The following is a 24,584-nucleotide window of genomic DNA, read 5'->3' as shown; positions in this document are numbered from 1 at the left end:
CATGGAACAGGAAAAGGAACGGCTGCAGAAGGTTATGGCAGCCTGCGGCGTGGCTTCACGCCGGGAATGTGAAAAATACATCACCGCCGGACGGGTGGCCGTGAACGGCAGGACGGTCACGGAACTGGGCACCCGGGTGGGGCCCCGGGACACCATTGCGGTGGACGGGGTACCCCTGCGCCGGAAAACCGCCAAGCGGACCCTTCTGCTGTACAAGCCCCGGGGCGTGGTCACCACCATGAAGGATCCCCAGGGCCGCCCCACGGTGGCCGACCTGGTGGCGAAAGTGCCGGAACGGCTGTACCCGGTGGGCCGGCTGGACTACCAGACCGAGGGCCTGCTGCTCATGACCAACGACGGGGAGCTGGCCCAGCACCTGACCCATCCCAGCCACCATGTGAACAAGACCTACCTGGTGGAGGTCCGGGGCAGGGTCCCGGAAGAGAAGCTGGATCTGCTGCGGCTGGGGGTTCCCCTGGAGGACGGGCTTACGGCGCCGGCCATGGTGTATGTGCAGGAGGTGGATGAGGCCAGGCATGTGACCCGGTTCACCATCACCATCCATGAGGGCCGCAACCGCCAGGTGCGACGCATGTGCGATTTCATCGGATTCCCGGTGAAGCACCTGAAACGGATCCAGGTGGGCAGCCTTACCCTGGAGGGCATGAAAAAAGGCCAGTACCGGGACCTGACGCCGGAAGAGCTGGCCGATCTGGAAAAGGAGATGGAAGGCCATGAGTAGGGTGCTTGTAATCGGGGCCGGTGCCGCCGGCTTCCTGGCCGCCATCTCTGCAGCCAGGAGCGGGGCCCGGGTGACCCTGCTGGAAAAGATGGGCATGGCCGGGCGGAAACTGATGATCACCGGCAAGGGCCGCTGCAACATCACCAATGCCTGCGACATGAGGGACATGATCTCCATGATCCCCGGCAACGGAAAATTCCTGTTTGGGGCTTTCCATTCCTTCACCAATCGGGATATAATGGAACTGCTGGAACAGAACGGCCTGCCGGTGAAGGTGGAGCGGGGCGGCCGGGTATTTCCCCAGAGCGACAGGGCCCTGGATGTGGTGAAGACCCTGGAGAAGATCCTCCGGGACCTCCATGTGCGCCTTCTGAAGGACAAACGGGTGGAACACCTGGAGCTGGCAGGAGACCGGGTCACCGGTGTCATCGACGGACAGGGCAATCATTATCCGGCGGATGCGGTGATCATTGCCACCGGCGGGGCTTCCTATCCCCGGACCGGGTCCACCGGCGACGGGTACCGGCTGGCCCGGGAGGCCGGGCACACCATCGTACCGCCCAAACCGGCCCTGGTGCCCCTGGAATCGGACGATGACCGGATCCGGAGCCTCCAGGGCCTGAGCCTGCGGAACGTGCGGGCCACCCTGCTCCAGGGGGACAGGGTGCTGGGCCAGGAATTCGGGGAGATGCTGTTCACCCATTTCGGGGTCAGCGGTCCCATCATCCTGACCCTTTCCCGGGCAGCCTCCGGGGCCTGGCAGAAGGACCCGAAGGCCCTGCTGGACCTTTCCATCGATTTGAAGCCGGCCCTTACCGTGGAACAACTGGACGCCCGGGTGCAGCGGGATTTTGCCAAATACAGCCGGAAGCAGATGAAAAGCGGCCTCCACGACCTGCTGCCCCAGAGCCTGATCCCGGCCGTCATTGACGGGGCCTGTCTGAGACCGGAGCAGGAAGTGAACCAGATCACCCGGAAGGAGCGCCAGCGCCTGGTGGAAACTCTGAAGGGATTCACCGTGCCCCTGACGGGCACACGCCCCCTGGCCGAAGCCATTGTTACGGCCGGCGGGGTCAGCACCAGAGAAATCAATCCCTCCACCTTCGCTTCCAGGAAGGTGCCGAACCTGTACTTTGCAGGCGAAGTGATGGATGTGGACGGATATACCGGCGGCTACAACCTGCAGGCAGCCTTTTCGTCGGGCTACGTGGCAGGCACCCATGCCGCTGAATGGGGAAAAGAGGAAACCAAGTGAAAAAGATCATCATTGCCATCGATGGCCCCGCCGGTGCCGGGAAGAGCACCATCGCCAAAAAGGTGGCGGCCCGGCTGGGGTACGCCTACATCGACACCGGTGCCATGTACCGAACTGTGACCCTGTGCTTCCTGGAAAGCGGCCGGCCCTTCAGTGAAGAAGAGGTGACCGCCATCGCCAACCGGATCCGCATCACCTTCCAGTACAGGGACGGGGCCAACCGGGTGTTTGTGGACGGCCGGGAAGTGACCGATGCCATCCGCAGCCTGGAAGTATCCCGGAACGTGTCCCGGGTGGCGGCTGTAGGGGGCGTGCGGACTGCCATGGTGGCAGCCCAGCGGAAGATCGGGGAAGCCGGGGGCGTGGTCATGGATGGCCGCGACATCGGCACCGTGGTGTTCCCGGGGGCCCAGCTGAAAGTGTTCCTGACGGCCTCTGTGGAGGAACGGGCCAGACGCCGGTACCTGGAACTGAAGGAAAAGGGCGTGCCTGTGGATCTGGCCGATCTGGAGAAACGGATCGCCCAGCGGGACGAACTGGACGAAAACCGGGAAATCTCCCCCCTGCGCTGTGCAGAAGATGCCCATTATCTGGATTCCACCGCACTTTCCATCGATGAAGTCACAGAACAGATTGCCCAGATGGCAGGAAAGGTATTATAATGTGGTATCGGTTCGTACAATTCATCTTTTCCATCCTGTTCCGGATTGTTTACCGGCTGAAGGTGATCGGCCGGGAGAACATCCCGAAGACAGGACCCGTGGTCATTGCCTGCAACCATGTGAGCCTGCTGGATCCGCCCATGGTGGGGACCGCATCTTCCCGGCCGGTGCATTTCATGGCCAAGAGCGAGCTGTTCGTACCCATCCTGGGGCCTCTGTATAAGAGCCTGGGAGCCTTCCCGGTCCACCGGGGAGCCGGGGATGCCCACGCCATCCGTACGGCGCTGACCATCCTGAAGCACCGTGAAGTGCTGGGGATCTTCCCGGAAGGGACCCGCAGCAAAGACGGCCGGCTGGGGAAGGCCCAGCCCGGAGCTCTGGCCATTGCCCTGAAGGGACGGGCTGCTGTGGTGCCCACCTGCATCCTGGGCAGCGACCTGAAACGGCGCAGCAGCTTCTGGCCGAAGGTGACCGTGGTCTTCGGCAAACCCATGGACCTGGAAGATGAAAAAGGGACAAAACTGGAAGTGGAGGAACTGAGCGAGAAGCTGATGGAGGAAATCCAGGCTCTCATGGACGCTCACAAGGACAGAAATTCATGAAAATCTACGTTGCAGACCCCTGTGGCTTTTGTTATGGCGTAAAAAGAGCAATACACGTTGCAGAACTGCAAACAAAAGGGTATAATAATAGTATTGCCACTCTGGGTGAATTGGTTCATAATCCCCGTGTTGTTGAGAAACTGCGACAGCAAGGTGTAGAATGTAAGGAGAAGCTGGCTGAATTCGCGGCTGGTGATATAGTCATATTCCGTTCCCACGGCGTGGGGCCCGCTCTTTATGAGGAGGCCCGGCACCGGGGACTGAACATCATCGATGCCACTTGTCCTCATGTGCGGAAAGCACAGAAAACGGCTGCTGAACTGGCAAGGGAAGGCCGTTTCGTAATCATTATTGGGGAAAAGCGTCATCCTGAGGTGCAAAGTATCAAGGCTTGGGCAGGCAGTGATTCTGTGGTCATCGAAACACCCGATGATCTTGGATCTCTTCCTGAAAAAGATAAGTTTGGGGTAGTCAGTCAGACGACTTTTGAAGCTGAGAAGTTTAACCTTCTGCTTCGAATGGCTCAGGAGAAACGTCCGGGCGACTATAAAGTCGTGCGAACCATTTGCACTGCCACCGCAGAACGACAGGCTGCCGCACGGCAGCTGGCCGGGAAAACAGATGTTTTCTTCGTGTTTGGCGGCAAGAACAGCGCGAACACGAGACACCTGTGGGAACTGGCCAGGGAAATCAACCCCCGTTCCTATCTTTTGCAGGACGCCAGCGAGATCACTGGACCAATGCTGGCCGGAGCACATAAAATTGGCATCACTGCTGGCGCATCGACGCCGCAGGAAATTATTGAGGAGGCTATTGGAACTATGGAAACGATGGAAAGCTTGCTGGGCGAACAGGAATGCATGAAACTGCACATTGGCATGATTGTGGATGCCACTGTTGTAGAAGTAACCGATGACGAGGTCGTTGTGGACTTCGGCTATCAGAGCGAAGGGTCTGTTGCATTCGATCAATGGGTTGCAGGTGGCACCAAAGACACTGTTGCCCCTACTGTGAAACCGGGCGACAAAGTTACCCTGAAAGTCATCGCCAGCGAAAACCAGGATGGTCTGGTTGTCCTGAGCAAAATCAAGGCTGAAGCCGATCAGGCTTGGCTGAAACTGCCGGAACAACTGGCTGACAAGAAGACCGTCCAAGTAAAGGGCCTGCGGGCTGTGAAAGGCGGACTGACCGTTTCCTACGAAGGACTGACCGGTTTCATCCCCGCTTCTCACCTGGATCTGAAGCATGTGGATGATGTAAAAGAATATGAAGGCAAGGATCTGGAAGTTTCTCTGCTGGAAATCAATCCGGAAAAGAAACGCCTGGTATTCTCCCGCAGAAACGTTCTGCGTGAAGAACGGGCTGCCAAGAACGCTGCCTGGAAGGAAGAAAGAGCCAAACGGGAAGAAGAACGTCATGAAGCCCTGGAAAAAGCTTTCCAGACCTTCCATGAAGGCGAAACCGTTGAAGGTACCATCAAGAGCATCGTTGACTTCGGTATGTTCGTGGAGATCGCTCCCATGGTACAGGGCCTGGTACACATCTCTGAAGTGTCCTGGGATCGCAGCGTGAAACCGGCTGACCTGTACAAAGTGGGCGAAAAAGTCAATGTGTACATCAAGGGCCTGGACGAAGAAAAGGGTCGTATCAGCCTGTCCATCAAGGCTCTGCAGGAAGATCCCTGGGTGACCGCTGCCAAGGAATTCAAAGTGGGCGACGTTGTGACCGGTAAAGTGGTACGGTTCCTGCCCTTCGGCGCCATTGTCAAACTGAACGACAAGAACGAAGGCATGATCCACATCTCCGAAATCGCTGAACAGCGCATCGACAAACCGGAAGATGTCCTGGAAATCGGCCAGGAAGTCAAAGTGAAGGTCCTGCGTGTGGACACGGAACACAAGAAGATCGCTCTGAGCATCACCAAAGCCAAGGAAGACGCTGAAAAAGCTGAAATGCGTCAATACCTGGGCAAAAAAGGTGCTCTGTCCCAGGATCTGGGCGAAAAACTGGCAGAAGCTGAAGCTGAAGCCCGTAAATAAGATCTGACAAGAACTCGTAAGAGAGGATCATAACTCATGAAAAGCCGGGAGAGCCGTAAAATCGATCATATCAAGTATGCCCTGCACCTTGACGATGGTCCTTGCGCCACCGGCTTTTCTGATGTGCAGGTGATGCACCGGTGCCTGCCCCAGGTGGATCGGCGGAAAGTGGACCTTTCCACCACCCTGCCCGGGGTGGGGACCCTTTCTTCCCCCCTGATCATCAATGCCATCACCGGTGGCGCCGACGGGGTGAAGCGGATCAACGAAAAGCTGGCTGTGGTGGCCCGGGAGACGGGTTGTGCCATGGCGGTGGGGTCCCAGTACGGGGCCGTGCGCAAAGGCCTGCATGAGGACACCTTCACCATCGTCCGCAAAGCCAACCCTGATGGGATCCTGTTCGCCAACGTCAGTGCGCTGGCAGGACCGGAGGAGGCACAGCGGGCGGTGGACATGATCGGGGCCCGGGCACTGCAGATCCATCTGAACAGTGCCCAGGAACTGGCCATGGAAGAAGGGGACCGGGATTTTTCCCACTGGCTGGAGCAGATCGGAGAGATCTGTGCCAGTGTCTCCGTGCCGGTGATCGTCAAAGAGACCGGCTGCGGGATGGATCGGGAAGACGCCAGAAAGCTGCTGGAGGCCGGGGCATCCATCCTGGATACCGGCGGTGCCGGGGGCACCAACTTCCCGGCCATCGAAAGCTGCCGCTACCCGGAAGGGAACGGGGAACTGTCCCGCTGGGGCATCCCCTCCGCCCTGTCACTGTGTGAAGTGGTGGAGGCCCGGGGCTGGCAGCAGGGCATCATTGCCTCCGGAGGGATCCGGACGGCACTGGATGTGTTCAAAGCCCAGGTACTGGGCGCCAATGCAGTGGGGATGGCCGGAAATATCCTCCGTTCAGTCCAGGAACGGGGGACCCGCTATACCATCGACTGGATCGGGCGGCTGCAGGAGGCCGTGAAAGATTTCTACACCCTCACCGGGTGTACAGAGGCAGGACAGCTGCGGCAGGTGCGGACCTATTGTACCGGAGACCTGGCCGCGGCCCTGCGCTCTCTTTCCTACGGGAAAAAATGCTGAAGAACGAAAGAGGAACATTCCATGAGCAAACCCATAGTTGCCATTGTCGGCAGACCCAACGTCGGCAAATCAACACTATTTAATATATTCGCCGACAGCCGGATCTCCATTGTTGAAGACACTCCCGGGGTGACCCGTGACCGTCTCTATGCCGATGCCGAATGGCTGGACCGGAAATTCACCATGGTGGATACCGGCGGTATCGAGATGCAGAACACGGATTCCATCGCCGTTTCCATCCGGGAACAGGCGGAAATCGCCATCCGGGAAGCGGATGTGATCCTGTTCGTGTGTGACGCCCGTACGGGCATCACCACCGACGATATGGAAGTGGCCAAACTGCTGCGCCAGTCCAGAAAGCCGGTGATCCTGGCTGTGAACAAGGCGGATACGCCCAAACAGGAAGCCGAAGCCTACGAATTCTACAACCTGGGGATTGGGGAACCCTACCTGATCTCCGCTTCCAATAAACTGAACCTGGGGGACCTGCTGGATGCCATCGTGGAGAAATTCCCCAAAGAGGGGGACGATGACGATGAAGATGAAGATGTGATCAAAGTGGCCATCATCGGCCGGCCCAACGTGGGCAAATCTTCCATCTTCAATGACATCATCGGCCAGACCCGGAGCATCGTCAGCGATGTGGCCGGCACCACCCGGGACGCCATCGACGTGCCTGTGGAAAAGGACGGCCAGACCTATCTCTTCATCGACACCGCCGGCATGCGCCGGAAAGGCAAGATCGACGAACCCATTGAAAAATATTCCATCATCCGCACCCTGCGGGCCGTGGACCGCAGCGATGTGGTCCTTCTGGTGCTGAACGCCGTGGAAGGCATCACGGAACAGGACAAGAAGATCGCCGGCTACGCCCACGAGGCAGGCAAGGGCATTGTGATCGTGGTGAACAAATGGGATCTATATCCCAACAAGACCGTCATGAGCACGGAAGAATTCACCAAAACGATCCGCAACGAACTGATCTTCATGCCCTACGCCAATGTGGTGTATGTGTCCGCCCTGACCCAGCAGCGGATCAGCCGGCTGCCGGAGATGATCCGGGACGCCGCCGAAGCCAACTCCATGCGGGTGGCTACCAGTGTGCTGAACCAGGTGGTCATCGACGCCGTGGCCATGAACCAGCCGCCCATGGAAAAGGGCAAGCGGCTGAAGATCCTGTACACCACCCAGGTGAAGGTCAAGCCGCCCACCTTCGTGATTTTCTGCAACGAGCCGGAAATCATGCATTTCTCCTACCAGCGGTATCTGGAAAACCAACTGCGGGAAGCCTTTGGGTTCAAGGGCACGCCCATCAACATCATCGTCCGGGGCAAGAACGAGGACGAGGCGTAAGGACGGGGAACGATCATGGACTATCTATGGAGTGCACTCATCGGGTATCTGCTGGGATCCATCTCCAGCGGCCTGCTGCTGGTGAAATGGGTCTGCGGCATCGACATCCGAGACTACGGCAGCCATAACATCGGGGCCACCAATGTGTTCCGCACAGTGGGCGCCCGGATGGCTTCCTTTGTACTGCTGGGGGACCTGCTGAAAGGGGTCCTGGCCCTGTACATGGTGAACCATTTCGTCTCCGGGGAGCTGCCGGTGCTTCTGGTGTGCGCCGTAGCCGCCATTGCGGGTCACAGCTTCTCCTGGATGTGCGGCTTCAAGGGGGGCAAGGGAGTGGCCACGGGCCTGGGCATCCTGCTGTATCTGATGCCTGAAGTGGCGCTGTTTTCCCTGACCATCTGGCTGGCCACCGTATTCGTAACCCGGTACGTGTCCCTGGGATCCATTCTGGCAGCCATTGCGGCGCCCCTGTCCGCCTGGTACCTGGGGTATGACTGGCGGCTGGTGGTATTCGTCAGCCTGTGCGCCATCATGGTGGTGGCCCGCCATTACCAGAATATCCTTCGGCTGAAGAACGGCACGGAGAGCAAGATCAGGCAGGGGCATTTGAAAAAATGAATAGTGGGGGGTGTGATTTTTTCACACCTCCTTTTCCATGTAAAGGGGAGGAAACGACTATGAAATTATCGGTCATCGGGGCAGGTAGCTGGGGAACCGTCCTGGCCCAGATCCTGGCGGACAACGGGCACACCGTCCATCTGTGGGCCCGGAACCCGGAAAAAGCCGCCCGCATCCAGGAATCCCGCTGCAACGCAGACTACCTGCCCGATTTTACCCTGAATCCGGCCATTACCGTGACCGGCAGCCTGGCAGAAGCAGTCGCCGGTGCCACGGTGCTGGTCTTTGTGGTGCCCAGCAAGGGCATGGCGGCCATTGCCCGGCAGGTGGCCGAGATCACCGACTGCCGGGATACGGTGCTTCTGACCTGCACCAAGGGCTTCGACCTGGCCACCCACAAACTGATGACGGAGATCCTGGAGGAGAACTTCCCCCGGGCCCGTGCCATTGCGGCCCTCAGCGGCCCCAACCTGGCCCGGGAGATCGCCCAGAAGCAGCCGGCGGCCACGGTGATCGCCTGCAGGAAGCTGCAGGAAGCCCGGTTCCTGCAGAAGTGTTTCATGAACGGGTACTTTCGGCCCTACACTTCCACCGACCTGATCGGGGTGGAACTGTGCGGATGTGTGAAGAACTGCATTGCCCTGGTGGGAGGGATGCTGTCCGGGCTGGGCTACGGAGAAAACGCCCAGGCCGGCCTGATTACCCGGGGCCTGGCCGAGCTGACCCGGCTGGGGGTGAAACTGGGGGCCCATCGGGCCACCTTCTTCGGGCTGGCCGGGGTGGGAGATTTGATCGCCACCTGCACCAGCCCGTTGAGCCGCAACCGGAGTGCCGGGTACGCCCTGGCCCGGGGCAGGACCCTGGAGGAGATCACCGGGGGTACGAAGATGGTCATCGAAGGGATCAACGCCACGCCGGTGGTGCGGGAACTGGCCCGGAATCACCAGGTGGAGATGCCCATCATCGAGCAGCTGTACCAGGTACTGTTTGAAAAGAAGCAGGTGACAGAGGCCATCCGGGATCTGATGAAGCGATCGGCCAAGAAAGAGTAACAAACAGGTGGTAAAATCCTGTTTCCTGTGGTATAATGTCTACCGACAGAGGATTAACATTCTTATGGAAAGGATAGATAGACAGATGGCAATCAACAAAGACGACAGCAAAATTGACAAGAAATCAGAGTTTTACCTGGTGAAAGAGGAAATCCTTCCCGAAGCCATCAAAAAGACCATTCTGGTCAAGGAAATCCTGAAACGGGGCAAGATGAAGACCGTCAACGAGGCGGTGAACAAGGTGGGACTGAGCCGGAGCGCCTACTACAAATATAAGGACTATGTGTTCCCCTTCTACGATGCCAGCAAGGAAAAGGTCATCACCATTTCCCTGCTGCTGGAACACAAACCGGGTGTGCTCAGCAGCGTACTGAATACCATTGCGGCTGACGGCGGAAGCGTGATCACCATCAACCAGGGAGTGCCTCTGCAGGGCGTGGCCAATACCACCATCGCCGTGGAGACCAAGTACCTGAACATCGACATGGAAGCCCTGCTGGACAAGCTGCGGCTCATCGACGGTGTAAAGCGCCTGGATGTGCTGGGACAGGTGGACTAAAGGTTGTGAAATTCAATTTCACAATCTGTCACTAGTCAGCAGTCACTAGTCACTAGCTGAAGGGTAAAATTTGCCAGGGGCAAATTTTTTTCCAACGGCTGCAGACTAGAGACTAAAGACTCTTATAGGTGTATAGAACCAATAACGGGCTGCCCCTGTGGCAGCCCTTATTAACCAGGAGGATGAGGGTATGGCAAACAAAAAGAAACAGATCAACATTGGACTGCTGGGGGCAGGCACTGTTGGCGGTGGCGTGATCCTGGTGCTGAACCAGAACCGGGACCTGATCACGGAACGGGTGGGCTGCCCCATCTGCATCAAAAAGGTGCTGGCCCGTCATCCGGACAAAGTCCGGGCCCTGGATCCCAAACTGGCTACCACGGACAAGATCGATGACATCATTGGCGATCCGGACATCGACATCGTGGTGGAACTGATGGGCCGGGAGCATCCGGCACTGGAATACATGGAGGCCGCCCTGAAGGCCGGCAAGAATGTGGTCACCGCCAACAAGGATGTGGTGGCCACCCACGGCAAGGAACTGTTCGAACTGGCGGCCCGGAACCATGTGGACTTCCTGTTTGAAGCCGCTGTGGCCGGCGGTATCCCCATCATCCGGCCCCTGAAGGAAAGCCTGGCTGCCAACAAGGTCACCAAGATCATGGGCATCATCAACGGCACCACCAACTACATGCTCACCAAGATGACCCAGGAGCATATGGACTTTGCGGAAGTGCTGAAGGAAGCCCAGGACAAGGGCTACGCCGAAAGCGACCCCACCGCCGACGTGGGCGGGTTCGATGCCGCCCGGAAAATCGCCATCCTGGCTTCCATTGCCTTCAACAGCCGGGTCAGCCTGGACGATGTATATGTGGAAGGCATCGACAAGATCTCTTCCCGGGATATTGAATACGCCAGCGAGCTGGGCTATGTGATCAAGCTGCTGGGGATCGCCAAGCAGAAGGACGGGAAGGGCATCAGTGCCAGGGTCCATCCCACCATGCTGCGGAAGGATCACCCCCTGGCCACGGTCAACGATGTGTTCAACGCCGTGTACGTGGAAGGCCAGCCCATCGGCGAGGCCATGTTCTTCGGCCGGGGCGCCGGACGGATGCCCACGGCCAGCGCCGTGTGCGGAGATATCATCGAAAGCACCCGGAACATCCAGGCCGGCTGCACCGGCCGGGTGGGCTGTACCTGCTACGAGCACAAGCCCATGCTGCCGCCGGAGGAGATCATCTCTCCCTGCTACATCCGGATGCTGGTGGAAGATCAGCCCGGTGTCTGGGCCACCATCGCCAAAGCCTTCGGGGACAGCAAGGTCAGCCTGAACACGGTTGTGCAGAAACGGTCCCTGGGGAACCTGGCGGAAATCGTGGTGATCACCTACGGGGTGTCCGAGTTCGATCTGCGCAGAGCCTCCGAAGCCCTGAGCAAGCTGAGCTGTGTGGCACGGATCTGCAATATCATCCGCGTAGAAGACGACCAGCTGGCTTGACAGGAAGAAGGAACGACGGATGATGGAAAATGGGAAAGTGACGGTGCGGGTACCGGCCACCTCGGCCAACTGCGGCCCCGGCTTCGACTGCCTGGGACTGGCCTGCACCCTGTATAATGAGTTTACCTATGAACGGCTGCCTCTGGAGCAGGGAGTCCAGGTGGTCAGCGAGGGCCAGGGATCCGGGCAGCTGCCGGAAGGACGGTCCAACCTGGCCGCCCAGTCCTTTTTCGCCCTGTGGGAGAAGCTGAAACAGCCGAAAACCGGGCTGAAGATCACCTGCAGGATCCGGGTGCCCGTTTCCCGGGGCCTGGGGAGCAGCTCCACGGCCATTGTGGCCGGGCTGACGGCGGCCAATGCCCTGGCAGGGAATCCCCTGACGAAGGCGGAACTGGTTACGGAAGCCACCAAAATCGAGGGCCACCCTGACAATGTGGCACCGGCTATTTTGGGCGGCATCACGGTGAACGTGATGGAAGGCGGCAGGGTGGAAAGTCTGAAGATCGCCCTGGCCAGGCCCCTGAAACTGGTGGTGCTGGTGCCGGATATGCCGCTGCCCACCAGCAAGGCACGGGCGGCTCTGCCCAGGACCGTGCCTCATAAGGATGCAGTGTACAACGCCAGCCGGGCGGCACTTCTGGTAGGGAGCCTGATGAGCGGAGATTATGAGTTTTTGACCACGGCGCTGGAAGACCGGCTGCACCAGCCCTATCGGCTGCCCCTGATCCCCGGGGCGAAGGAAGCCCTGGAAGCTGCCCGGAAAGCCGGTGCCTACAACGGCATCATCTCCGGAGCGGGCTCCACGCTGATGGCTTATGTGCCCCAGGACGGGGACCCCATGAAGGTGGGCAAAGCCATGGAAGAGCCGTTCAAAAAAAGAAATATCGGGACCACCATCCATCTGCTGGAAATCGACAGCGAAGGAGCGAAGGTGATGTGAGAAAAGGGAGTGCGGAAGCACTCCCTTTTCGTTGTCACACCAACTTATTTTTACGCATTTTCATCGTACAATGATTCCAGAAACAGAAAGTAGGTGGATGGAATGGAATTTGAAGCTGGCAAAGTTTTTTCGATTGCGGCGGCCAACCGGCCGGTGCCCGGTTGCACCATTTCTCAGGAAATCCATAAAGGAAAGAACCCCATCTGGGTGTTCTCCCTGGGGGCGGATACGGACATCAGTGCCGAAATCTTTCCCTATCATAAACTGATTTTGGTGCAGGAAGGCACCCTCGAACTGACCGGAGCCCCGGCAGGGACTGTCCTGACGGCCGGCGAAGGCATCCTGGCCCCCACGGATGTACCTGTGGGCATGGCGGCGAAAACCGATACGGTGTATGTGGAAATCGAAATCCAGAAGGAGGATATCATGAACAAAGTCATCGAAGCAGGTAAGGTATTCAAACTGGCGGACCTGGTACCCTACCAGGACGGGAAAATCGTGAATATGGACGTGGTGCACAACGAAAAGATGAAATTCGTGGTCATGGCCTTTGATGCCGGCACGGGCCTGAGCCAGCATGCAGCCCACGGGGATGCACTGATCTTTGCTCTGGACGGGGAAGGAGTCATCGGGTACGAAGAGCAGGAACACGTGCTGAAACAGGGCGAACAGTTCCGGTTCGCCAAGAACGGCCAGCATTGGGTAAAGGCCGAAAAGCGGTTTAAGATGGGATTATTGCTGACGCTGGAATGAGGGCAATCATGGAAAACCGTAAACGTCCCAAGATCCGGATCACGGTCACGGACCGGCGGGGGAAAATGGGGTGTCACCGGGGGCACCATGTGGGTGAGGTGTTCGATTTCGACGAGGACCGGGGGAAGATTTGCCCCATGGCCATGCATTGTGCCTTTCCGTACATCGACATCCTGCGGTACGGGGGCAAAATCCCCGGCCAGCCCGAAGGCACAGCGGAATTCTGCTGCAGCGATGCGGATACCATCATGGTGTTCAAGGCAGAAGTGGTGAAAGAATAAGGCCGTACAATCGGAGGACACCGAAACCATTTTCATAAATTATGGCTGCGGTCAAATTCAGACTTCTTTACAGAAACAAGGTGTTATGTCAAATGACACCTTGTTTTTTTCTGCTTGTGTATCATCATTTTTTCTTCGGTTTTGTGGATTCTGTCTTTTTGTCCATCCTTTTCACCACGGACAAGGATAATTTTTCTGTGATCAAATGGAACAGGAAGTGGCAGTGGAACGTGGGCGTGGATTGGACATTCTGAGCACTGGACACATTCTCCTTATCTGTTCTATAATAAGAACTACGGTTAGTCTTGGGGAGGAAAGCTTACATTGATTTGTATGGGAGGCTGTCCGGAAGACAGTCTCCTTTTTTCTTTCTTTCCCCCTTATAGGAGGAGTCTGTTTTGCAATTGAGTGATTTGAAAATCGGGCAGAGTGCGGTTGTGACCAAAATCGATCTGCCTTTTACCATTGAACGGCGGTTACAGGCCCTGGGCATGACCCTGGGCACCCGGATTTCGGTGCTGAACCGGAAGGGCCGGGGCATCATGATCATCCTGCTCCGGGGCACCCGTTTCGCCCTGGGCTACAACATGACCCGGAACATCGGGGTGGACAATGTGGAGGTGGCCCATGACTAAGGATACGCAGCAGCCGAAGGAAAACACCCTGCATGATGCCCATCATATGACCATCGGCTTCATCGGCAACCCCAACTGCGGCAAGACCACCCTGTTCAATGCCTTCACCGGTGCCAACCTGAAGGTGGCCAACTGGCCCGGGGTTACGGTGGAAAAGGTGGAAGGGGCCATCCGCCGCCACGACATCGACATCCGCCTGGTGGATCTGCCGGGGACCTACAGCCTTACGTCCTACACCATGGAAGAAATCGTGTCCCGTGACTTCATCCTCAGCGATGAAGTGGACGTGATCATCAACGTGGTGGACGCTTCGGCCCTGGAGCGCAGCCTGTATCTGACCCTGCAGCTGCTGGAGCTGGGCAAGCCCGTGGTCATGGCCCTGAACATGATGGACATTGTGGAAAAGCGGGGCATGGAAATCGACCTGCACCGGCTGCCGGAAATGCTGGGCATCCCGGTGATTCCCGTTTCGGCCCGGAAGCGCCGGGGCCTGGATGTGCTGCTCCATGCGGCCATCCACCACCGGGACGCCAAACACACGGATCCGCTGATCCATGAGCACAAGGCCGTAGGGGCCCACCGGCTGGATCACAAGATGTATGCCATGGTATACAGCGACCCCATCGAGGACCGGATCGACCAGCTGATCGTGGCCCTGGAGGAGAAGTATCCGGATATCGTAAATCCCCGGTGGCACGCCATCAAGCTGCTGGAGCAGGACCAGGAGATTTTGAAGAAGTACCCGGTGCAGCGCAACGACCTGCTGGATAAGAACTATGAGACCCAGATCATCCGGGAAAAATATGACTTCATCGAAGAAATCATCCACGAAGTGCTGCTGCACAAGGAGGCCAGTGACAAGCTGACGGACCGGCTGGACAGCGTCCTGACCAACAAATACCTGGGCATCCCCGTGTTCCTTTTGATCATGGCCGTGGTGTTCTTCCTGACCTTCACCGTAGGCGACTGGCTGAAAGGCTATATGGAAGATGCCATCGACTGGCTCAGCGAAATCCTCAAGGCTGCCATGGCCGCCGGCGACGTGAACCAGGCCCTGCAGAGCCTCGTCATCGACGGGGTGCTGGGAGGCGTGGGTACCATCATCACCTTCCTGCCCAACATCCTGATCCTGTTCCTGACCCTGGGCTTCCTGGAGGACTCGGGCTACATGGCCCGTGTGGCCTATGTGATGGAAGATGTGATGAGCCGGCTGGGGCTTTCGGGCAAGGCCTTCATCCCCATGCTGCTGGGCTTCGGCTGTACGGTACCGGCCATCATGGCCTCCCGGGCCCTGGAGCACAAGCGGGACCGGTACAAGGTCATGCTGATCACGCCCTTCATGAGCTGCAATGCCAGGCTGACCATCTACATCTTGTTCGCCGAGATGTTCTTCGGCAATCATGCCATGGGCGTGGCCTATTCCATGTATCTGATCGGGCTGGTGGTGGCCATCCTGGTGGCCCTGGGCCTGCGGGGCCTGGAGATGTTCCGGAAGCGGGAGGATGAGGATTACCTGCTGATCGAACTGCCGGAATACAAGATGCCCGATATGCGCACCGTAAGCATCTACATGTGGGAAAAGGTGGAAAGCTACCTGCAGAAAGCGGGCACGGTGATCTTCCTGGGGACGATCATCATCTGGTTCCTGCTGAACTTCGGCCCGGCAGGGTACACCACCGACGCCGGGGAAAGCTTCGGTGCCCTGATCGGCCATGTACTGGTCCCCATCTTCAAACCGGTGGGCCTGGGCTTCTGGCAGATCTGCCTGGCCCTTCTGGCCGGGATCAGCGCCAAGGAAGTGGTGGTTTCCAGCTGCGCCGTGCTGTTCGGTATCACCAACGCCAGCAGCGGGGCCGGGATGGCAGCCTTTGCCCAGAGCCTGGAAAGCATCGGGTTCACCTGGGTCAATGCCGTCTGCCTGATGGTGTTCTGCCTGCTGTACGTGCCCTGTGCGGCGGCCCTGGCCACCATCCACAAGGAAAGCGGCAGCTGGAAATGGACGGGCTTCGAGGCCGGGTTCCAGCTGGTGACAGCCTGGGTGGTCACCTTCCTGTTCTACCATGTGCTGCGGTAACTCCTGCAGGAATGTAAACAATTAAACACTTTTTGAATTAAGAGGAATCGAGTTTCTATGAAATTTGATTCCTCTTGACTTTTATTGGGGGATAGGGTATAAATAGGGTAGAAAACGATTAAATGACTCTTTAATTGTTAAGACAGAAAGAGAGGACCTGAAATGACCAAAAGCTATAAAGTGGATGTGGACTGCGCCAACTGTGCGGCCAAAATGGAAGAAGCGGTGAAGGCTACGGAGGGCGTCAAAGATGCCGTGCTGAACTTCATGCTGCTGAAGCTGAAGGTGACCTTTGAAGAAGGGGCTGATCCCAGGGAGGTCATGGACCGGTGCAAGGCCAACGTGGAAAAACTGGACGACGATTTCAAAATCTACTGTTAAGCAGCTGCTGAATCATAGAAAGGGGAGACCGCAGGGATGAGGCCCCGGGCCCACCCTCCGGAGAGGTGACAAAATATGGAACAAGAACAGAAACACATGATCGGGCGGATTGCCGTCAGTGCCCTCCTGACCATCGGGGCAGGCTTTTTGCCGGACAGCTGGAGCGGAACCGGTGTGGACACCACCACCCGGGTGCTGCACCTGCTGCCGTACCTGGCGGCCTACCTGATCATTTCCTACGACATCCTGAAGAAGGCCCTGAAGAACATCAAGAAGGGCCAGGTGCTGGACGAGAACTTCCTGATGGCGGTGGCCAGCCTGGGGGCCTTCGGTCTGGGCATCTACGAGAACGCCGATTTTGCGGAAGGCGTGGCCGTCATGCTGTTCTATCAGGTGGGGGAACTGTTCGAGGACTATGCGGTGGACAAAAGCCGGCGGAACATCAGCGACCTGATGGACATCCGGCCGGACTACGCCAACATCGAAAAGGACGGGCAGCTGGTGAAGGTGGACCCGGATGAAGTGGCGGTGGGGACGGTGATCACCGTACAGCCCGGGGAAAAAGTGCCCATCGACGGCGTGGTGGTCACCGGCCGCAGCACCCTGGAGACGGCGGCTCTTACCGGCGAAAGCCTGCCCCGGGAAGTGGAACCGGGCAGTGAGGTGATCAGCGGCTGCATCAACCAGAGCGGCGTGCTGACCATCCGCACCACCAAAGAATTTGGCGAATCCACGGTGTCCAGGATTTTGGAGCTGGTGGAGGATGCCAGCAGCCGGAAGGCGAAATCTGAAGTGTTCATCAGCAAGTTCGCCCGGGTGTACACCCCGGTGGTGTGCGGTTCGGCCCTGGCCCTGTTTTTGCTGCCGCCGGTGGTACGGATGATCCTGGGGTTGCCTCCCCTGTGGCATATGTGGCTGTACCGCAGCCTGCTGTTCCTGGTGGTGAGCTGCCCCTGTGCCCTGGTGCTTTCCATTCCCCTGAGCTTCTTTGCGGGCATCGGGGGTGCCAGCCGGCAGGGCATTTTGATCAAGGGGTCCAACTACATGGAGACCCTGGCCCATACGGCCTACGTGGTCATGGATAAGACGGGCACCCTGACGGAAGGGGTGTTCGAGGTCAGCGCCCTGCACCACAATAAAATGGCCAAGGAACGGGTGCTGGAACTGGCAGCCCTGGCCGAATGTGCCAGCAGCCATCCCATCAGCAAGAGCCTGCAGAAGGCTTACGGCAAGCTCATCGACCGCAGCCGGGTGACAGATATCGAAGAAATCGGCGGTAAGGGTGTGCTGGCCAATGTGGATGGGCACAAGGTAGCCGCCGGCAACTACAAGCTTATGGACCAGCTGGGTATTCCCTATATGGACTGCCATATGGTGGGGACGCTGGTGCATGTGGCCGTGGACGGCGAATACCAGGGGCATATCCTGATCGCCGACCGGATCAAGGCCCATTCTGCACAGGCCGTGCGGGCCCTGAAGGAAAACGGCGTGAAGGAAGTGGTCATGCTCACCGGAGATGCGAAGAAACCGGCGGAGGCCGTGGCGGCCCAGCTGGGCATCGACAGGGTGTACAGCGAACTGCTGCCCCAGGGCAAGGTGGAGAAGGTCGATCAGCTGATCCGCCGCAAGGACGAAAAGGACAAAGTGGCTTTTGTGGGCGACGGGATCAATGACGCACCGGTGCTGGCCATGGCGGACGTGGGCATTGCCATGGGGGCCCTGGGCAGTGATGCGGCCATCGAAGCGGCGGATGTGGTGCTCATGGACGACGATCCCCTGAAGATCAGCACGGCCATCCGGATTGCCCGGAAGTGCGTGGGCATCGTGTACCAGAACATTGTGTTCGCCATCGGGATCAAGGTCATCAGCCTGGTGCTGGGGGCCCTGGGGTTCATCAACATGTGGTTTGCCATTTTCGCAGATACAGGGGTGCTGATCCTCTGTGTGCTGAATTCCATGCGGTGTCTGGTGGGGAAACGGTAAAACCATATGAGTAACATCGTCTGTAAAGGTAGTCAGGTGTGCGAACCCCCTACCCGCAAGCGGGTCCTTTCCCCCTTTCAGGGGGACACAAGGCTTTTCCTCTTTTCCACAGGACTAGGAGACTCCTCTTCGTCGTCTCCGTCGCGGGGGACACAAGTATTTGTCCTTCCCTGCAAGGGAAGGGGGACCAGCCGTATGGCTGGTGGATAGGTTTTTACACCGACCATAAGATTTATCCGTAACCTTTTCACAGTATCTGGTTCTTGTCGTCAGTCAGGCGTTCTAACCCCCTACCCGCAAGCGGGTCCTTTCCCCCTTTCAGGGGGACACAAGTAGGGGGGACACAAGTATTTGTCCTTCCCTGCGACGGCTGTGACGAATAGGAACAGCCTAGTCCCGGGGAAAAGGGAAGGGGGACCAGCCGTATGGCTGGTGGATAGGTTCTTACACCGACCATAAGATTTATCCGTAACCTTTTCACAGTATCTGGTTCTTGTCGTCAGTCAGGCGTTCTAACCCCCTACCCGCAAGCGGGCCCTTTCCCCCTTTCAGGGGGACACAAGGCTTTTCCTCTTTTCCACAGGACTGGGAGAGTCCTCCTCGTCGTCTCCGTCGCGGGGGACACAAAGCCCTTTTCCACAGGACTAGGAAACAAATATTTGTCCTTCCCTGAAAGGGAAGGGGGACCGTCCGAATGGACGGTGGATAGGTTCTTACACCGACCATACGACTTATCCGTAACCTTTTCACAGTATCTGGTTCTTGTCGTCAGTTAGGCGTTCTAACCCCCTACTCGCAAGCGGGTCCTTTCCCCCTTTCAGGGGGACACAAAACCCTTGTTCTTACACCAAAAAATGCACAGATTCTCATTATTTATGAATTTTTATGCGTTTTTACCAAAAAATCCCTATACCCCGGCCCCCTTGTGTGTTATAATGTTCCTATTCTAAACCATAAGATACATCTGACAACACAAGTGAGGGGTGGTTTGACATGTTTAAAGTATTCATCGACGGCGGCGAGGGGACTACGGGTCTGCGTCTGGCACAGCGGCTGAAACAGCGCAGTGACATCGAGCTGCTCACCATCAGCAGCGACCTGCGCAAGAACCTGGATGCCCGGCTGGAAAAGATCGACCTGGCTGATGTGGCGTTCCTGTGCCTGCCGGACGCCGCTTCCCGGGAAGTGGCCGAAGCAGCCAAAAACTGCGATACCCGGATTATCGACACCTCCACGGCCTTCCGCTGCGATCCGGACTGGGCCTACGGATTCCCGGAACTGGGTCCCCGGTACCTGCATGCCATCCAGAGCAGCCGCCGCATTTCCAACCCGGGCTGCCATGCCACCGGTTCCATTGCGGTACTGGCACCGCTGGTGAAGGCCGGGCTCATCGAAAAGACCGGGCTCTATACCCTCACTTCTCTCACCGGATATTCCGGCGGGGGCAAGAAGATGATCGCTTCCTATGAAAATCTCCACGACAAGGAGCTGGATGCGCCCCGGATCTATTCCCTGGGCCAGAAGCACAAGCACCTGCCGGAAATCCTGAAATACACCGGGCTGGAACAGTCCCCGATCTTCCTGCCCATCGTGGCTCCCTACTATGCAGGCATGCTGGTCACGGCCGGGTTCCTGATGCCCACGGACCTGAGCCTGTCCGCCATCCGGAAGCTGTACCAGGATTTTTACCGGGACCAGAAGTTCATCACCGTGGAAACCTCCGAGGAACAGCCCAAGATGCTGGGCAGCAACACCCTGGCAGGCAAGGACAATCTGAAGATCTACATCTGCGGCAACGAGGAACGGTTCACCGTCAGCGCCCAGTTCGACAACCTGGGCAAGGGGGCCAGCGGCGCCGCCATTGAGAACATGAATATCGCCATGGGGCTGGATCCCGCCACGGGACTGGAACTGTAAGGGTCCAGCCGGCTGACGCGAAAGTTGTAAAGAAATGCCTGTGCCTTTCTTTACAACTTTTTTTTATTATGGTACGCTTATACTGCTTATTCCATTTTGATTACAGAACAGGGGGGGCCTTCTTATGGGGAATTTCTGGATTGCGGCGGGGGCTGTTCTACCGCTGATGATCTATATGGGTGTGGGGCTTTTGGCCAAGAAACGGTACGGGTTCACGCCCCAGATCATTTCGTACTTCAACAAACTGGTCTTCGGAGTGTTCCTGCCCACCAACATGTTCTACTCAGTGTATTTCACCGATGTGAGCAAGGTGGTGAAGCCCTCTTTCGTGGGTTTTGCCGTGGCGGCCCTGCTGTTGGAATACATTGTGGGTTTCGTCCTGGTCACCACCCTGGTCAAGGACAACAAGAAGCGGGGTGCCATGATTCAGGCCTTCTACCGCAGCAACTTCATCCTTCTGGGAGTCCCCCTGGTGGAGAACCTGTATGGGGCGGAAGCCATGGCGCTGCCGCTGATGCTGTGCGCCATCATCGTCCCCATCTACAATGTGCTGGCCGTGTTCACCCTGGAAACATTCCGGGGCGGTACCTTCAACCCGGTCAAGATCCTGTGGGGGGTCCTCAGGAATCCCATGATCCTGGGGGCCATCGGCGGCCTGCTGTTCAAGCTGCTGCCCTTTCCGGCACCGGAATCGCTGCTCAAGTGCATCAAGGCCATTGCAGGTAGCACCACCCCCTTTGCCCTGATCGTGCTGGGGGCCTCCTTCACCCTCCAGGGCGCCATCAGTGAGATGCGGGAACTGGTCTTCACGGTGCTGGGCCGGCTGGTACTGGCTCCGGCCATCGTGCTGGGGGCTGCCGTGACCCTGGGGCTGCGGAATGTGGAACTGGCTTCCCTGATGGCCATGAGTGCCACTCCCTGTGCAGTGGCTTCCTTTGCCATGGCCCAGCAGATGGACAGCGACGGGGAACTGGCAGGGAACTGTGTGATCTTTTCCTCGGCGGCCAGCTGCCTGACCATGTTCCTGTGGGTACTGGCTTTCAAGAATCTGGGATTGCTGTAAAGGTGGGAGCATTTCTCCCAGCACCCCGGGCCCGGTGCATCCAGGGGCCTCTTTCTGTGTATATGGCAAAAATGTGAAAAACCAGGACAACCATGATATAATAAAAGAATGACAAGATCAAAAATTGCTGAAATACCAAGAATTGTTGTAGGAGTGAGGACCCCATGACGAATAAAACAGCCACCGACGATATCCCAAAGGACAAACGGATCCTGAAAGCTGCGGAAAAAGTCTTTTCCCGGAAGGGCTATCACCAGGCCACCCTGGATGAGATCATCCAGATCGCTGATACCGGGAAGGGAACGGTCTATAAATATTTCAAGAATAAGGAAAACCTGTTCTACACCCTGGTCCTGGGCAAGAACAAGCGGCTGATGAAAGCGCTGGACGCAGCCGTGGGGAAGGAGACCACCTTCGAAGGCCAGTTCCAGGCCTATGTGTATACCTTCCTCCATTTTCTCTATACCAATGATATCCTGTGGTCGGTGATATTGTTCGAACTGCTGAACCAGCAGGCAGGCTGGCGCCTGCTGTGGAACCAGGAAAAGGGAGAGCATGTGCTGGACATGCGCTGGGGCCGGAAGCCCACTGAAGAGGAAGTGGCTGTGAAACGGCGGTATGCCCAGCTGATCGGCGGGGAAGTGCAGCTGCTTCGGCAAATTCTCCAGCAGGCCATGGATGCCGGGTATATCAAGGAGTGCCAGGACAATCTGACCCTGATGAGCCAGAATTTCTACTTCAGCATCTTTATGCTGTACAACCAGGGCGCCATCAACAGGGACAACATCCACAAGGTGGTGGCCGGCATGGTGGACCGGTTCCTGTACGGCCACATCCGGAAATAAACGCAAGATACAAAATAAGGGACTGTTGCTTCAGCAACAGTCCCTTATTTTGTATACTTACAGTCTGTGGGAAGAGTTCAGCACATCCCGCATCTTGTGGGCCACCATCTTTTTGATGGCTTCCCGGCCCTTGCCCAGGTAGGAACGGGGGTCGAAATCTTCCGGATGTTCGTACAGGTACTTCCGGATGGAAGCGGTCATGGCCAGCCGCAGGTCCGTATCGATGTTGATCTTGCAGACCCCGTAGGTGCCGGCTTTCTTCAGCATGGGTTCAGGGCAGCCCTGAGCGCCGTCCAGCTTGCCGCCGTATTTGTTGCATTCTTCCACGAATTCAGGGATGACCGTGGAGGCACCGTGCAGGACCAGAGGGAACCCCGGCAGCAGGTTGGTGATCTTTTCCAGACGGTCGAAGTCCAGCTGGGGTTTGCCCTTGAACTTGTAGGCACCATGGCTGGTCCCGATGGCGATGGCCAGGGAATCCACTCCCGTGCGTTCCACGAATTCCACGGCCTGATCCGGATCGGTGTAGGTGGCTTCCCGGGTGTTGACCTTGACCGCATCTTCCACGCCGGCCAGCTTGCCCAGTTCGGCTTCCACCACAACGCCCTTGTTGTGGGCATAATCCACCACCCGTTTGGTCAGTTCGATGTTTTCTTCAAAAGGATATTTGGAACCGTCGATCATGACGGAGGTGAAGCCACCGTCTACGCAGGCTTTGCAGATATCGAAATCGGCGCCGTGATCCAGGTGCAGGGCGATGGGCAGGCCGGTATCTTCCATGGCAGCCTCCACCAGGTGCAGCAGGTAGTTGTGCTTGGCGTATTTCCGGGCGCCGGCGGATACCTGCAGGATCAGCGGGGACTGTTCTTCCTTGGCGGCTTCCACAATCCCCTGGACGATTTCCATATTGTTGACGTTGAAGGCACCTACAGCATAGTGGCCTTCATAGGCTTTCTTGAACATTTCCGTAGTTGTTACGAATGGCATGTTTGAAACCTCCTTGAGTTCTCTATGGATTCATTATACCATATCCGTGATTTTTTTCCATACAGCGGTAAAATCTTCCGGCACCGGGGCCTCCAGGGTCAGGACCTTTTCCGTAAATGGGACCGTAACCAGGAGCTTCCAGGCGTGGAGGTAGTGGCGGCCCGGAGCACCGGGGGCTCCGTACAGGGTGTCTCCCAGAAGGGGGTGGCCCATGGCGGCGCAGTGGACCCGGATCTGGTGGGTGCGGCCCGTTTCCAGGGTGAACTGGACCAGGCTGCAGCCTCCCCGTTCTTCCAGCACCCGGTACCGGGTACGGGCAGGAAGTCCATTGGGGTCGATCTGCCGCTCCACAATGGAGCCGGGTTTCCGGCCGATGGGCAGGTCGATGAGGCCCTCCGGCTGTTCCCACTGGCCCCGGGTCAGGCCCAGATAGGTCTTTTCCAGCCGGCCGGCACTGAGCATGTGGTGGACACAGGAATTTTTGGCAAACAGGACGATGCCCGAAGTTTCCCGGTCCAGACGGGAGACCGGATGGATGCCGCAGAGGAGATGGTGCTGGTGATAGTACCAGGCCACCCGGCGGCTGAGAGAAGGGGTCCGCTCCTTTCCGGCGTTGTGGGTCACAAGGCCCGCCGGCTTGTCCACGGCCAGCAGCAGTTCCGTTTCCAGCAACACGGTGAGAGGTGCTTCCTCCGGCAAAAGGTCCGAATGCTCCGGCAGAAAGTGCCAGCAGACCCTGTCACCGGGCTGCAACAGAGCGTCCCTCTGGAGGACTTCACCGTTTACCGTCAGGGCACCGGCAGCCTTCAGCTTCTTCCAGTAGGTGCCCGAAAGGCCCAGCTGCTGCAGGAACGTCTTCAGCCGGGTGGGAGGCGCCGAACAGGGCAGGATGAAGTCCATTACACCACCTTCTGTCCGGCGATGCAGGCCAGGATGCCGAAGAACAGGGACAGGCCCATGTACAGGGCCGCCGTGACTGGGGAACCCTTATCCACCAGCTGCTGGCTTTCCAGGGCAAAAGAAGAGAAGGTGGTGAACCCGCCGCAGATGCCCACCTTCAAAAACAGGGCCAGCCGGGGCGAAAGAGAAGAGCGGCCGGCCAGAGCCGCCACGGCCCCGATGAGGAAGGCCCCCAGGATGTTGATGAAAAACGTCTTCAGCGGAAAGCCGCTGCTGTGTTCATAGGGCAAAAGACCGATCAGGTACCGGAGAATTGACCCCACGAACCCGCCCAGGCCCACAATGATACAGGAAGTCATCGT

24 protein-coding genes are annotated in these 24,584 nt (G+C 57.8%); 21 read left to right on the top strand and 3 right to left on the bottom strand.

The features are described from left to right. Position 1: 1 nt before the first annotated feature. The 21 genes from BQ5462_RS08450 to BQ5462_RS08350 all read left to right on the top strand — a co-directional run bounded on the left by BQ5462_RS08450 (position 2) and on the right by BQ5462_RS08350 (position 22,335). Positions 2-742, top strand: coding sequence for a pseudouridine synthase (locus tag BQ5462_RS08450; RefSeq protein ID WP_071142893.1), 741 nt, complete (start codon positions 2-4; stop codon positions 740-742). Continuing rightward, positions 735-1,997, top strand: a complete 1,263-nt coding sequence (locus BQ5462_RS08445) for a BaiN/RdsA family NAD(P)/FAD-dependent oxidoreductase (RefSeq protein ID WP_071142892.1) — start codon at positions 735-737, stop codon at positions 1,995-1,997. The genes BQ5462_RS08450 and BQ5462_RS08445 overlap by 8 nt, the downstream gene beginning before the upstream one ends. Beyond that, positions 1,994-2,659 carry a (d)CMP kinase gene (gene cmk, locus BQ5462_RS08440; protein ID WP_205407949.1) on the top strand — a complete coding sequence of 222 codons (666 nt, stop codon included), beginning with the start codon at positions 1,994-1,996 and terminating at the stop codon, positions 2,657-2,659. The genes BQ5462_RS08445 and cmk overlap by 4 nt, the downstream gene beginning before the upstream one ends. Beyond that, the gene (locus BQ5462_RS08435) at positions 2,659-3,261 is read left to right on the top strand and encodes a lysophospholipid acyltransferase family protein (RefSeq protein ID WP_071142890.1); all 603 of its coding nucleotides are present in this window, start codon (positions 2,659-2,661) and stop codon (positions 3,259-3,261) included. Before cmk ends, BQ5462_RS08435 begins: the two co-directional genes overlap by 1 nt. Next, the gene (locus BQ5462_RS08430) at positions 3,258-5,300 is read left to right on the top strand and encodes a bifunctional 4-hydroxy-3-methylbut-2-enyl diphosphate reductase/30S ribosomal protein S1 (protein WP_071142889.1); all 2,043 of its coding nucleotides are present in this window, start codon (positions 3,258-3,260) and stop codon (positions 5,298-5,300) included. Before BQ5462_RS08435 ends, BQ5462_RS08430 begins: the two co-directional genes overlap by 4 nt. A 36-nt stretch (positions 5,301-5,336) precedes the next feature. Further along, a complete protein-coding gene (fni, locus tag BQ5462_RS08425) occupies positions 5,337-6,383 on the top strand; it encodes a type 2 isopentenyl-diphosphate Delta-isomerase (RefSeq protein ID WP_071142888.1) in 1,047 nt (348 codons plus the stop codon). Positions 6,384-6,404: 21 nt separating this feature from the next. After that, a complete protein-coding gene (gene der, locus BQ5462_RS08420) occupies positions 6,405-7,736 on the top strand; it encodes a ribosome biogenesis GTPase Der (protein ID WP_071142887.1) in 1,332 nt (443 codons plus the stop codon). Between the two features lie 15 nt (positions 7,737-7,751). Continuing rightward, positions 7,752-8,354 carry a glycerol-3-phosphate 1-O-acyltransferase PlsY gene (gene plsY / locus BQ5462_RS08415; protein WP_071142886.1) on the top strand — a complete coding sequence of 201 codons (603 nt, stop codon included), beginning with the start codon at positions 7,752-7,754 and terminating at the stop codon, positions 8,352-8,354. A 59-nt stretch (positions 8,355-8,413) separates the two neighbouring features. Next, positions 8,414-9,406 (top strand): NAD(P)H-dependent glycerol-3-phosphate dehydrogenase, encoded by a 993-nt coding sequence (locus tag BQ5462_RS08410; RefSeq protein WP_071142885.1) that lies wholly within the window; start codon positions 8,414-8,416, stop codon positions 9,404-9,406. Between the two features lie 85 nt (positions 9,407-9,491). After that, the gene (locus tag BQ5462_RS08405; protein WP_071142884.1) at positions 9,492-9,965 is read left to right on the top strand and encodes an ACT domain-containing protein; all 474 of its coding nucleotides are present in this window, start codon (positions 9,492-9,494) and stop codon (positions 9,963-9,965) included. Positions 9,966-10,155: 190 nt separating this feature from the next. After that, positions 10,156-11,463, top strand: a complete 1,308-nt coding sequence (locus BQ5462_RS08400; protein WP_071142883.1) for a homoserine dehydrogenase — start codon at positions 10,156-10,158, stop codon at positions 11,461-11,463. Between the two features lie 19 nt (positions 11,464-11,482). Then, a complete protein-coding gene (gene thrB / locus BQ5462_RS08395; RefSeq protein WP_235819607.1) occupies positions 11,483-12,403 on the top strand; it encodes a homoserine kinase in 921 nt (306 codons plus the stop codon). 102 nt (positions 12,404-12,505) lie between these two features. Next, on the top strand, positions 12,506-13,156 hold the full coding sequence (locus BQ5462_RS08390) for a cupin domain-containing protein (RefSeq protein ID WP_071142882.1): 651 nt from the start codon (positions 12,506-12,508) through the stop codon (positions 13,154-13,156). Between the two features lie 8 nt (positions 13,157-13,164). Beyond that, complete coding sequence (locus tag BQ5462_RS08385; protein ID WP_071142881.1) at positions 13,165-13,437, top strand: TIGR04076 family protein; 273 nt, start codon at positions 13,165-13,167, stop codon at positions 13,435-13,437. A 398-nt stretch (positions 13,438-13,835) separates the two neighbouring features. Next, positions 13,836-14,072: a FeoA family protein gene (locus BQ5462_RS08380; RefSeq protein ID WP_071142880.1), complete on the top strand. Its 237-nt coding sequence runs from the start codon at positions 13,836-13,838 to the stop codon at positions 14,070-14,072. Beyond that, positions 14,065-16,146, top strand: a complete 2,082-nt coding sequence (feoB, locus tag BQ5462_RS08375; protein ID WP_071142879.1) for a ferrous iron transport protein B — start codon at positions 14,065-14,067, stop codon at positions 16,144-16,146. Before BQ5462_RS08380 ends, feoB begins: the two co-directional genes overlap by 8 nt. A 162-nt stretch (positions 16,147-16,308) precedes the next feature. Next, positions 16,309-16,527, top strand: a complete 219-nt coding sequence (locus BQ5462_RS08370) for a cation transporter (RefSeq protein ID WP_071142878.1) — start codon at positions 16,309-16,311, stop codon at positions 16,525-16,527. A 75-nt stretch (positions 16,528-16,602) separates the two neighbouring features. Continuing rightward, positions 16,603-18,510 (top strand): heavy metal translocating P-type ATPase, encoded by a 1,908-nt coding sequence (locus BQ5462_RS08365; protein ID WP_071142877.1) that lies wholly within the window; start codon positions 16,603-16,605, stop codon positions 18,508-18,510. A 993-nt stretch (positions 18,511-19,503) separates the two neighbouring features. Continuing rightward, the gene (argC, locus tag BQ5462_RS08360) at positions 19,504-20,427 is read left to right on the top strand and encodes an N-acetyl-gamma-glutamyl-phosphate reductase (protein WP_071142876.1); all 924 of its coding nucleotides are present in this window, start codon (positions 19,504-19,506) and stop codon (positions 20,425-20,427) included. Between the two features lie 124 nt (positions 20,428-20,551). Then, positions 20,552-21,490, top strand: coding sequence for an AEC family transporter (locus BQ5462_RS08355; RefSeq protein WP_071142875.1), 939 nt, complete (start codon positions 20,552-20,554; stop codon positions 21,488-21,490). A gap of 164 nt (positions 21,491-21,654) precedes the next feature. After that, positions 21,655-22,335 (top strand): TetR/AcrR family transcriptional regulator, encoded by a 681-nt coding sequence (locus BQ5462_RS08350; protein WP_071142874.1) that lies wholly within the window; start codon positions 21,655-21,657, stop codon positions 22,333-22,335. Between the two features lie 57 nt (positions 22,336-22,392). Here the strand turns inward: BQ5462_RS08350 and fba are convergent, their stop codons facing one another. The 3 genes from fba to crcB are packed head-to-tail and all read right to left on the bottom strand — an operon-like array spanning position 22,393 to position 24,581. Next, entirely contained in the window at positions 22,393-23,322 is a 930-nt protein-coding gene (fba, locus tag BQ5462_RS08345) for a class II fructose-1,6-bisphosphate aldolase (RefSeq protein ID WP_071142873.1), read from the bottom strand. A 33-nt stretch (positions 23,323-23,355) separates the two neighbouring features. Continuing rightward, positions 23,356-24,222, bottom strand: a complete 867-nt coding sequence (locus BQ5462_RS08340) for an RluA family pseudouridine synthase (protein WP_071142872.1) — start codon at positions 24,220-24,222, stop codon at positions 23,356-23,358. Continuing rightward, positions 24,222-24,581 carry a fluoride efflux transporter CrcB gene (gene crcB / locus BQ5462_RS08335; RefSeq protein ID WP_071142871.1) on the bottom strand — a complete coding sequence of 120 codons (360 nt, stop codon included), beginning with the start codon at positions 24,579-24,581 and terminating at the stop codon, positions 24,222-24,224. Before crcB ends, BQ5462_RS08340 begins: the two co-directional genes overlap by 1 nt. Positions 24,582-24,584 lie beyond the last annotated feature (3 nt).

It is taken from the genome of Acidaminococcus timonensis, from assembly GCF_900106585.1.
Lineage (GTDB): Bacteria > Bacillota > Negativicutes > Acidaminococcales > Acidaminococcaceae > Acidaminococcus > Acidaminococcus timonensis.
The sequence above is the reverse complement of the archived record's forward strand: the minus strand, read 5'-3'. Positions and strand labels throughout refer to the sequence as shown.